General features: G+C 75.7%; 10 protein-coding genes. 6 read left to right on the top strand and 4 right to left on the bottom strand.

Going from position 1 to position 9,496, the window contains the following annotated elements:
- From ACLIYP_RS27365 to ACLIYP_RS27355, 3 genes are all read right to left on the bottom strand, one after another.
- Positions 1–1,607 (bottom strand): phytoene desaturase family protein (locus tag ACLIYP_RS27365; protein WP_412715778.1); only part of this gene is annotated, 1,607 nt, incomplete at its 3' end.
- Between the two features lie 55 nt (positions 1,608–1,662).
- Entirely contained in the window at positions 1,663–2,115 is a 453-nt protein-coding gene (locus ACLIYP_RS27360) for a hypothetical protein (RefSeq protein ID WP_412715780.1), read from the bottom strand.
- A 101-nt stretch (positions 2,116–2,216) separates the two neighbouring features.
- On the bottom strand, positions 2,217–2,684 hold the full coding sequence (locus ACLIYP_RS27355) for an SRPBCC family protein (protein WP_412715777.1): 468 nt from the start codon (positions 2,682–2,684) through the stop codon (positions 2,217–2,219).
- A 224-nt stretch (positions 2,685–2,908) separates the two neighbouring features.
- On the opposite strand from ACLIYP_RS27355, the gene ACLIYP_RS27350 reads away from it, so the two are divergent.
- The gene (locus ACLIYP_RS27350; protein WP_412715776.1) at positions 2,909–3,844 is read left to right on the top strand and encodes a Gfo/Idh/MocA family protein; all 936 of its coding nucleotides are present in this window, start codon (positions 2,909–2,911) and stop codon (positions 3,842–3,844) included.
- Here ACLIYP_RS27350 and ACLIYP_RS27345 read toward each other — a convergent pair.
- Positions 3,825–4,376 carry a hypothetical protein gene (locus ACLIYP_RS27345; RefSeq protein WP_412715775.1) on the bottom strand — a complete coding sequence of 184 codons (552 nt, stop codon included), beginning with the start codon at positions 4,374–4,376 and terminating at the stop codon, positions 3,825–3,827. The genes ACLIYP_RS27350 and ACLIYP_RS27345 overlap by 20 nt on opposite strands.
- Before the next feature lie 704 nt (positions 4,377–5,080).
- Between ACLIYP_RS27345 and ACLIYP_RS27340 the strand changes: the two genes are divergently transcribed.
- From ACLIYP_RS27340 to ACLIYP_RS27320, 5 genes are all read left to right on the top strand, one after another.
- On the top strand, positions 5,081–6,586 hold the full coding sequence (locus tag ACLIYP_RS27340; RefSeq protein WP_412715774.1) for an ATP-binding protein: 1,506 nt from the start codon (positions 5,081–5,083) through the stop codon (positions 6,584–6,586).
- 56 nt (positions 6,587–6,642) lie between these two features.
- Positions 6,643–7,029, top strand: coding sequence for a roadblock/LC7 domain-containing protein (locus ACLIYP_RS27335; RefSeq protein WP_412715779.1), 387 nt, complete (start codon positions 6,643–6,645; stop codon positions 7,027–7,029).
- Entirely contained in the window at positions 7,026–7,406 is a 381-nt protein-coding gene (locus ACLIYP_RS27330; protein ID WP_412715773.1) for a DUF742 domain-containing protein, read from the top strand. Before ACLIYP_RS27335 ends, ACLIYP_RS27330 begins: the two co-directional genes overlap by 4 nt.
- Positions 7,387–8,010, top strand: coding sequence for a GTP-binding protein (locus ACLIYP_RS27325; protein ID WP_412715772.1), 624 nt, complete (start codon positions 7,387–7,389; stop codon positions 8,008–8,010). The genes ACLIYP_RS27330 and ACLIYP_RS27325 overlap by 20 nt, the downstream gene beginning before the upstream one ends.
- On the top strand, positions 8,007–9,496 hold a 1,490-nt coding region (locus ACLIYP_RS27320), incomplete at its 3' end, for a cytochrome P450 (RefSeq protein WP_412715771.1). The genes ACLIYP_RS27325 and ACLIYP_RS27320, both read left to right, overlap by 4 nt.

Raw genomic sequence — 9,496 nt, 5'->3', positions numbered from 1 at the left:
TGGGCGGCGGCCTGGGCCGGGCCCGTGACGTAGTGGGCCAGGGGGCGGGCGGCGGCCAGGGCCGCGCGGGCCGCGTTGGAGCCGCAGGCGCCGTGGACGCCGCCGCCCGGATGGGCGGAGGCGGAGGCGAGGTAGAGGCCGCGCACCGGGGTGGCGGGACGGCCGGTGCCGGGTACGGGCCGGAAGAGGAGCTGCTGGTGGACGGCCGCGGTGCCGCCGTTCAGCGCACCGCCGACCAGGCTCTCGTCACGCGCCTGGAGGTCCGGCGGGGCCATGACGCGGCGCTCCTTGACCAGTTCGCGGAAGCCCGGGGCGCGGCGCTCCACCTCCTCCTCCAGCCGGTCGGCCATGGCCTCCCGCTCACCGGGCCCCCAGCGGCCCGTGATGCCGTCGCCGCCCGCGTCGCCGCGCACCCGCTGGGGCAGGTGGGTGTAGGCCCAGGCCGACTCGGTGCCCCTGGGAGAGCGGGTGGGATCGGCGGTGGTCATCTGGCCCAGCAGGCAGAACGGCCGGTCCGGCACCATGCCGGTGGCCAACTGGGCGCTGTGGCGGGTGAGGTGGTCCATGCCGTCGGCCAGGTGGACGGTCCCCGCACCGGCGGCCCCGGGCGAGGACCAGGGGATGGGACCCGACAGCGCCCAGTCCACCTTGAACGTCGAGGTGTCCCACTGGAAGCGGCGGATGTCGTCCTGGAGCCGCAGTGGCAGGTGCTCCCAGTCGACCAGCCCGCCGTACAGCGCCGGGGCCGGGACGTCGGCCAGGACCGCCCGCCGCGCCCGTACGGCGTCGCCTCCGGCGGTCCGCACGCCGAGGGCTCGCCCGTTCCGGACCACCACCCGCACCACCCGGGCGCCGCAGCGCACCGTCCCGCCCCGCGACTCCAGCCGGTCCACCAGGGCCGCGGTGAGGGAGCCGGCGCCACCGGTGGGCACCGGCCAGCCGTACTGCTGGCCCAGCATCGCCAGCAGCCAGCCGTAGACCGCGCCGGCGGTGGACTCCGGGAAGAGGTCGGTGTGCAGCGCGCACCCCGCCAGCAGCATCGGCCCGCCCTGGCCGCCGAACTCCTCCTCGCCCAGGCGGCGCACCGGCAGCAGCAGCGTGCGCAGCAGCCGCAGCCCCCCCGCCGCGCGCAGCCGGGCCAGCAGCGACAGAGCGGGGCGCACCGGCGGGAAGGGGTTGAGGAGGGCGTCCAGGAGATCCGGGCCGAGCCTGTCCCACAGGCGCGTCAGCCGCAGGTACGCCTCCCCGTCACCGGGCGCGAAGACCTCCAGGCTCGCGGCGGTGTCCTCCCGGTCGCGGTGCAGTACGGGGCAGCGCCCGTCGGGCAGCGGATGGGCGAGCACGGACGGCGCGTGGCTCCACTCCAGGCCCCAGCGCTCCAGCTCCAGGCCGCGGACGACGGGCGAGGCGGCGGCCAGCGGGTGGAAGGAGCTGAACAGGTCGCTGACGTAGTCGGGGTGGACGCCGCGGTCGCTGCGCACCGCGCCGCCGGGCTCGGGCTGGGACTCCAGGACCAGCACCCGCCAGCCCGCGTCGGCCAGCAGGTTCGCGGCCACCAGCCCGTTGGGGCCGGATCCCACCACGACCGCGTCGTACGCCTCGGACATCTGCGGACAGCCTCCTGTGGAACGGCGGGTGTACGGGAGCGGGACGGGGCGGCGGTCAGGCGCCGGGCGGGGCGGTGCCGGGACGCGCGGTGCCGGTGCGTGCGTTGCCGGGCCGGGCCGTGTCGGGCCGGGCCGTGTGGGCGGGATGGCCGTGGGTGCGCCGGGCCTCCTTCATCTCCGCCTCGTACAGGTGCTTCAGGCCGCCCGTCAGCCGGTCGCGCACCCGCTCCTCCAGCCGCGTGAACGGCTTGTAGTAGTGCGAGTCGTAGCCCTCGACGATCTGGAACGTCCAGTGGCCCGGGATCACGTTGCGGCCCAGGATCTCGGACTCCAGCAGTTCCGCGTCCTCGGCGTGCCCGGCCTCGCGCAGCAGTTCCACCGCCTCGCCCAGCAGCAGGTCGGAGCGGCCGGTCATCTGGTGGAAGGAGTACAGGTGGCCGCGCGCCCGCTCGGTCGCCTCCAGCGCCTCGGTGACCTTGCCGACGGCCTCGACCGTGGCGTCGTCCACGCCCGGCGGGCGGCGGTGCGCGCTGTCGGGCCGGTCGTCGGGCCGGTCGTCGGTGCGGCCGGCAGTGCGGCCGGCGGCGCGCTCCCCGGTGTGTTCGTCCGTCACACGTGCCTCCCCGCTTCCCGGTCCGCCTCGCTGCGCCCCGACTCCACCACTTTCCGCAGCCGCGACAGCATCAGCCGGTGCCGCAGCTGGAGTGCCACGTCCAGGGGCGCGGTGTGCAGCTGGGCCACCGCGCCGCGCAGGGGGTGCTCGTCCATGGTGATCAGCGAGCCCTCGCCCCACGGCTTCACCGAGATGGCGATGCGGGCCGTGCCCAGCCGCCCCGCCGACGCCTCCAGCTCCAGGCGCCCGGGCGGCTCGCAGATGCGCACGATCGTGTGGCCGTGCTCGGTCAGCGGCCCCAGGCCGATCGTGTAGCGCAGGGCCGTGCCCACCTCGGGCCAGTGGCCCTCCGCCTCATGGGTCTCCCTGGTTCCCACGACCCATTTCTGGTACTGATCGGCGTCGCCGAGGACACCCCACACCCTCTCGGGTTTCCTGTTCACCCACACGTGTCGCACTGCCATGCCGGCCGGGTACCCGCTTTTGCGCGAAGCACCGCCCGGGCGCGGCGGCCGGCCCCTTACGGACGAACCCGCCGCCCGCCCGCTTCCGCCCGCTCCCACCCCGATCCAGCCGTCCCGGGCCGGAGCGGGGTGTCCGGCACCGGCGGGCGTCTGGCATGGTTGGCGGCGCCATCGCTCGTCTTTACCGGTACAGCGAACCGGTACGGCCAAGGAGACACCGCAGCATGAGATTCGGCCTGCTCGGCACCGGCCCCTGGGCGGAACTCGCCTACGGCCCCGCACTGCGCGCCCACCCCGACGCCGAGCTGGCGGGGGTCTGGGGCCGCCGCCCGGAGGCGGCGGCGGACATCGCCGGGCGGTTCGGCGGCCGGCCCTACGACGACGTGGACGCGCTGCTGGAGGACTGCGACGCGGTCGCCGTGGCGCTCCCGCCGGACATACAGGCGCCCCTGGCCGTACGGGCCGCCGAGGCAGGCCGCCACCTGCTGCTGGACAAGCCGGTGGCCACCACCGTCCCCGCCGCCCGCGCGATCGCCGACGCGGCCGCCGCCGCGGGGGTGGCCTCGGTCGTCTTCTTCACCCTGCGGTTCCGTCCCGAGACGGCGGCGTGGATCGAGGAGCAGAGGCGGACGGGCGGCTGGCAGCTGGGCCGCGCCGACTGGCTCGGCGGCATCTTCGCGGAGGGCGCCGAGCCCAGCCCGTTCGCGGGCTCGCCCTGGCGGCGGGAGAAGGGCGGGCTGTGGGACGTCGGCCCGCACGCCCTGTCCATGCTGCTGCCGGTGCTCGGCGACGTGGCCGACCTCGACGGGTCGGTGGCCGCCGTCTCCGGCGCCGGGCGGACCGTCCAGCTCGCCCTGCGCCATGCCCCGGGCGCCTCCAGCACCTGCGCGCTCGGCCTCGCCGTCGCGCCCGCGGCGTCCGTGACCCGGGTGGAACTGCGGGGCACGGCGGGCGCGGTGGAACTGCCGGACGGGGAGACGGACGCGGTCGCCGCCCTCGGCAACGCCGTGGACGCCCTGATCACCTCGGCCCGCACCGGTGAGCCGCACCCGTGCGACATACGGTTCGGGGTGCGGGTGACGGAGATCCTCGCGGCGGCGCAGGCCCGGCTCGACGGATCCCGGCTCGACGGGGCCCGGCTCACGTCCGGCCGAGACTGACCCCGCAGCCCGCGCACAGCGTGTACGTCCAGTAGCCGTCGCGCCAGAGCTCGGTGCCGGCCGGCCCGGTGCACACCCAGCACACCCAGGGGCCGCCCGGTGCCGGTCCCTCGGGCGGCCGGGCGTACAGCACGCGGCGAACCACCACCGGCAGCGGCTCGGCCGGGTGGCGCCGGGGGTCGGGGCAGTAGGCCAGGCCGTGCCGCCGGCGCCGCTCCGCCTGCCACGCCTCGGCGCGGCCGGGCTGCCGCCTGCCCGCGCGCTTCTCGCGCACCCGGCGCCCGGCGTACGCGGCCTCGGCGGCCAGCCACACCTGCCGGGCCGCGTGGAGTTCCTCGACGGCCCGCACCAGCGACTCCGGGTCCTTCTCGGGCCTGCCCGGGATGCCGGCGCTCCCGCGCAGATGGTGGTACGTCGCCCGGAAGCCGTACGGGGCGAAGTGCTGCAGACACGTCCGCAGATCGCCCAGCCGGTGGTGGACGGGCCGCGCCGCGTCGTGCACGCGGGCCCGGTGCGTACCGAAACTGCTCATCCTCGTCCCCCTGTCGTCCCATGGAGAGGATGACCGCACCCTGCCCCATCCGACACTTCGGCGAGGCCGCTTCCCGTTACTTCCCCGCGCTTTCCCGCGCTTCTTCCGAAAGCCGCGGACCGCGCCGCGGACCACCCCGGCGGGTGATGGAGCGGATGTGCGGCATCGGCCAATGGTTTCCGGGGCGTACACCCGCCCAAAGCGGAACGAACACGCAGGCTCGGGCCGTAACGCCCGCTTGATCACCTAGTGTGTCGCCGCATATTCGCACGGTGTTTGTCAAGTCTCTGCGACGGCTCACCGGATGCCCCTATGCTCCCTGTCACGCAGCGAGTCGCGGCCGTCACGGGTTGTCGCCGCCGCGTGCGGCGCCCGGGTGCCGCCGTGCTCCGAAGCGGGGCGGCCGGGGGCCTGCGGTTCTGGACGCCCCCTCCACGCAGGTGGCGTATGCCGGAGGTCTGCGCCGTGGGCACGTCCCCCGCACAGCGCCCGCCGTACAGCTCCACCACGGCTCCACCACGGCTGCGCAGCACGGCCCGCCGTGCGGCACGGCCGCCCGAAACACCGTCCGTCCCACCCCCCCCGTCCAGCCCCGTCCCACCGTCCACCCCGATGCCCCGAGGATGCCCATGGAGCCCGCCGGCTCGTTGACGGGAGGCCGACGCCCCTCTCCCGGGGGCTTGTGGCTCGCCTCCCCTGTACTGGTGGCCGCCTGCGCGGCCATGGCCGCGCTCTCCGTCACCGCCCCGGCCCGTGCCGCGGTCGCCTGGTGCGGAGCCGCGGCGACGCTCGCGGTGGCCGCGGCCGCCTACGAGGTGGTCCGCCGGGGCCGTGCGGTCACCGCCGCCCGGCAGCGGGCGGAACGCCAGCTCGCCGACCTGGAGCACTACTGCCTGGAGGTCATGCCGCCCGTCGTCGAGGCCGTGCAGCGCGGCGAGGCACCCGGCGACGTACTGCCCCCCTCGCTGCACCCCGCCGACTCCGACCCGCGGCTGGTGGCCGCCCACGAGAAGCTGACCAACACCGTCGTGAGGGCGGTCCAGGACCGCGAGTTCCAGCGCGACTCCGCCCGCCGCGCGATCGTCAACATCGCCTGCCGCATCCAGGCCGAGATCCACCGCCTCCAGGCCGACCTGCGCAGGATGCAGTTCAAGCACCCGGCCCCCGAGGTCCTGGGGGACCTGATGCACCTGGAGCACGGCGTCAACGTCGCCGGCCGCGTGGCCACCAGCCTGGCCGTCCTCGGCGGCGGCAGCCCGGCGCGCCAGTGGCAGAAGCCCGTCTCCCTCTACGACGTGCTGCGCGCGGGCAGCGCCCCCATCGCCGAGTACCTGCGCGTCGAGCTGCACCGCATCGCCGAGGTCGCGGTGCTCGGCCCGGCGGTCGAGCCGCTGAGCCTGGTCTTCAGCGAGCTGATGGACAACGCCGCCCGCTACTCGCCGCCCAGCACCAAGGTGGTCGTCAACACCGAGGAGGTGGCCTCGGGCATCGAGGTCTCCATCGAGGACAAGGGCGTGGGCCTGACCGAGGAGACCCGCCGGCACGCCGAGTTCCTGCTCACCCAGGCGCAGAACGGGCTTGACCTGGAGGACCTCGGCGAGACGGCCCGTATGGGCCTGCGGGTGGCGGGCGTACTGGCGGGCCGCCTCGGACTGCGGATCTCCCTGCGCCCCTCCACCTGCGACGGGGTGCGCGCGGTCGTCTTCGTCCCGCACGACCTGCTCACCGCGCTGCCCATGGAGGCGTACGCCCGGGTCGGCGGCCGTCCCCCCGGCCCGGTGACCCGGCGGCACGCCATGGCCGGACCGCCCCGCCCCGCGCCTCCGGCCGCGGGCCGGACCGCGGCCGGAGCGGACCCGGACGGCGAACCGGTCGTCGTCGAGCGGAACGCCAACGGACTGCCGCAGCGCCGCCGCCACCGCGCCGCCGTCCCTCCGGCCGGTCCGGCCGGCACGGGGGCCCCGGGCGGCAGGGCCGGTGTGCCCGGGGCGGCGGGCGCGGAGGCGGCCGGGAGGTCGCCCCTGGAGACCCACCCCGACATGGGGCTGTGGATGGGGGCGTTCTTCGCCCGGTCCGACGCCGCCCGGTCCGACGCCGCCCGGTCCGACGCAGCCGGCACCGGCGAGACCCCGCCCGCACCCCCGGCGGCCCCCGCACCCCCGGCGCCCCGGCAGGCGCCGGACCGGCCCGCGGCCGGCGACGAGTCGTGAAACCAGTACTGGAATCAGGTGATCTGCACGTGACGACGCAGCAGCGGCTCAAGAACATGGACTGGTTGCTCAAGGACCTGGCCGTCACCGTCCCCCGCACCCGGCACATCGTCCTGCTCTCCGCCGACGGCCTGTGCATGGCCCAGTGGGGCGCCGACAAGGACGTGGCCGACCGGCTGGCCGCAGCCTCCTCCGGGCTCAAGAGCCTGGCGCAGTCGGTGGCCGCGGAACTCCCGCACAGCGAGGGCGGGGTGCGCATGGTCGTGCTGGAGGTGGACGGCGGCTTCTTCTACCTCATGGCCGCCGCCGCCAACTCCTATCTGGCGGTGACCGCCGACGAGGGGGTGGACGCCGGACTGATGAGCCAGCGCATGAGGGACCTGGTCATCAGGATCGGCGACCACCTCGCCAGTCCGCCCCGGGCCCCCGAGCAGGCCCGGTGAGCGGGGACGGCCGAGGAGGGGAACGGGACTGGGAGGAGGGCACGCCCGTTCCCCTGTACATCGTCACCGGCGGGCGCACCGACGCGGGGGAGGCGCAGGTGCTCGACCTGGTCACGCTGATCGTGGCCCGGTCCGAGCCGCAGCCGGGGATGCGCCCCGAGCACGTCTCCATCCTGCGCCTGTGCGCCGGCCCGCTCTCCGTGGCCGAGCTGTCCGCGTACCTGGACCTGCCGTTCAGCGCGGTCCAGGTGCTGCTGGCGGACCTGATCGCCGGCTCCCTGGTGGAGGCGCGGCAGACCCGCGCGGCGCACACGGCCGCCGCGGACCCCGACGTCGAGATCCTGAAAGCGCTGATCGATGGACTGCAACGACTGTGAACCGCCGCTCGGCCCGCGGCGCGAGGACCTGCTGCCGGCCTCCGCCGAGAGGTCGGTCAAGGTGGTCGTCGTCGGGGGATTCGGCGTCGGCAAGACGACCATGGTGGGCTCCGTCAGCGAGATCCGCCCCCTGACCACCGAGGAGACGATGACCCGGGCCGGGGTCGGCGTGGACGACCTGTCCGGCGTGGAGCGCAAGACCGAGACGACCGTGGCCATGGACTTCGGCCGGATCACCCTCGACGACCGGATCGTCCTCTACCTGTTCGGCACGCCCGGACAGCAGCGCTTCTGGTTCCTGTGGAACGGCGTGATCGCGGGCGCGCTGGGAGCGGTGGTCCTGGTGGACACCCGGCGCCTGGAGGAGAGCTTCCCGGCCATGGACCGCCTGGAGCAGGGCGGCGTCCCCTTCGTCGTCGCCGTCAACAACTTCCCCGGCGCCCCCGTCCACCCCGTCCGCGAGCTGCGGTCCGCGCTCGACCTGCCCGAGCACGTCCCCGTGGTCGACTGCGACGCCCGCAGGCTCGACTCCAGCCGCGACGTCCTGCTGACGCTGATGCACCACCTCTACGACTCCGCCACCGCGACCCGGGAGTTCCTGTGAGCACGCCGCACTCCTCCGAACCGGGCCTTCCGTCCGCCGGCCCCCGCCCCGGCCCGCCCACCGCCCCGCACGGCGGCGCCCCGGCCGCCGGCGCGGTGCCCCCGCCGGGCTGCCCGGCCCACGCGGCGGGCGCCACACCCCTGTACGGACCCGAGGCGTCGGCCGACCCCACGGGCCTGTACGAGCGGATGCGGGCCGAGCACGGCCCCATCGCGCCCGTCCTGCTGGAGGGCGGCGTACCCGCCTGGCTGCTGCTGGGCTACGACGAGATCCTCCAGGTCGCCCGCAACCCGCGCCGCTTCGCCCGCGACCCCCGGCTGTGGCGCGACTGGCGGGAGGGCAGGATCCCCGGCGACTCGCCGCTGGCGCCGGTGCTGGCCTGGCGCCCCGACTGCATCTCCCAGGACGGCCCGGAGCACCGGCGGCTGCGCGGCGCGGTCAAGGACAGCCTGGAGCGCTTCGACCGGAGGGCCATCCGCCGCGCCGTCCACCGGCGCGCCCACCAGCTCGTCGACGCCTTCGCGGCCAGGGGGGAGGCCGAACTGGTCGGCCAGTTCGCCCTGTCGCTGCCCATGATGGTGCTGACCGACCTCTACGGGCTGCCGGAGGAGGAGGGGGCCCGCCTGGTCGAGGCCAGCCGGCAGCTCGTCGGAGGCACGCGGAAGGCGCTGGAGGCCGACCGGCACATCCACCGGATCCTGGGACGGCTGGTCGCCGCCAAGCACCTGGCGCCCGGCCCCGACCTGGCCTCCTGGCTGATCGCGCACGAGGCCGGACTCAGCGACGACGAGGTCCGCCAGCACCTGCGGCTCGTCCTCGTCCTGGCCCACGAGGCCACCGCCAACCTGATGGTCAACACACTGCGGATGGTGCTGACCGACCCGCGCTTCAGGGGCACCCTGAACGGCGGCCGGATGACCCTGCCGGCCGCCGTGGAGCAGATCCTGTGGGACGAGCCGCCGCTGACGGTGCTGCCCGCGCGGTTCCCCAGGTACGACATGGAGATCGCCGGGCGCGAGGTCCGCGAGGGCGACCTGCTGCTGCTCGGCCTGGCGGCCGGGAACGCCGACCCGGCCACCGGACGCACCGCCGGCCAGGAGATGCACGGTAACCGCTCGCACCTGTCGTTCAACAGCGGGCCGCACGAGTGCCCGGGGCAGGACATCGGACGGGCCGTCACCGGCTCCGGGATCGACACCCTGATCGCCAGGCTGCCGGACCTGCGGCTGGCCGTTCCCGAGGGGGAGCTGACCTGGACCTCCTCGTCCTGGTCCCGCCGCCTGGACGCGCTGCCGGTGCGGTTCACCCCCCGCCACGACCGCAACCCCTTCGCCCGCCCCCCGGCCGGCGGGCGCCGGCCGGGGCCGTCCGAGACCGCTCCCGAGACCGCTCCCGAGGCCGCTCCCGAGACCGCAGCCCTCGCGGGGACGGCCGCGCGCGTCGCGGACCCGGCCGCTCCGGCCGGCACGGCGCGTACGGGGCCGGG

The organism is Streptomyces nanhaiensis, from assembly GCF_046614825.1.
GTDB classification, from domain to species: Bacteria; Actinomycetota; Actinomycetes; order Streptomycetales; family Streptomycetaceae; genus Streptomyces; species Streptomyces radiopugnans.
The sequence above is the reverse complement of the archived record's forward strand: the minus strand, read 5'-3'. Positions and strand labels throughout refer to the sequence as shown.

Coding starts and splice junctions, on each gene's coding strand:
- ACLIYP_RS27355 (WP_412715777.1), bottom strand. CDS start 2,684: ATGGCAGTGCGACACGTGTGGGTGAACAGGAAACCCGAGAGGGTGTGG.
- ACLIYP_RS27350 (WP_412715776.1), top strand. CDS start 2,909: ATGAGATTCGGCCTGCTCGGCACCGGCCCCTGGGCGGAACTCGCCTAC.
- ACLIYP_RS27345 (WP_412715775.1), bottom strand. CDS start 4,376: ATGAGCAGTTTCGGTACGCACCGGGCCCGCGTGCACGACGCGGCGCGG.
- ACLIYP_RS27335 (WP_412715779.1), top strand. CDS start 6,643: ATGGACTGGTTGCTCAAGGACCTGGCCGTCACCGTCCCCCGCACCCGG.
- ACLIYP_RS27325 (WP_412715772.1), top strand. CDS start 7,387: ATGGACTGCAACGACTGTGAACCGCCGCTCGGCCCGCGGCGCGAGGAC.